This is a genomic window from Paraburkholderia sp. LEh10 (assembly GCF_017814945.1).
Taxonomy (GTDB): domain Bacteria; phylum Pseudomonadota; class Gammaproteobacteria; order Burkholderiales; family Burkholderiaceae; genus Paraburkholderia.
The window spans coordinates 1-349 of sequence record NZ_JAGIPX010000273.1; the positions used below are offsets into that span (position 1 = coordinate 1).

Consider the following 349-nt stretch of genomic DNA (forward strand, 5'->3'; position numbering starts at 1 on the left):
GACGGCGCGATCCGCGTGTCGTCGGATGCGCAGATCAAGGTGGTGGGCGCGCCGCCCTCGCCCGGCGGCACCGGCGGCACGGGCGGCACGGGCGGTACACCCGGCACACCGGCTTCGGCGCCCGCGGCCAGCGCGGCGGCCGCGTCGATGCCGGCGCCGCCCGCCGTGCTCGCCCAGATGCAGCCGCCGCAGGGGCAAACCCCGACGCAAACCCCGACCCAGCCGCCGCGTCCCGGCCCCGGCGCCCCGGCCGCAAGCCCATGACCTGACACCCGATGACGACCGACGCCAGCCGGCGCAACCCGGCGCACCCGATCCGATGAACATCTCACACTTCTGCATCGACCGT

The 349-nt window shown here is 76.5% G+C and carries 1 pseudogene; it reads right to left on the minus strand.

Annotation, left to right across the window (positions count from 1 at the left end):
- A pseudogene (locus J8I87_RS44280) lies at positions 1–272 on the minus strand (hypothetical protein); the annotation flags it as partial.
- Positions 273–349: the final 77 nt, after the last annotated feature.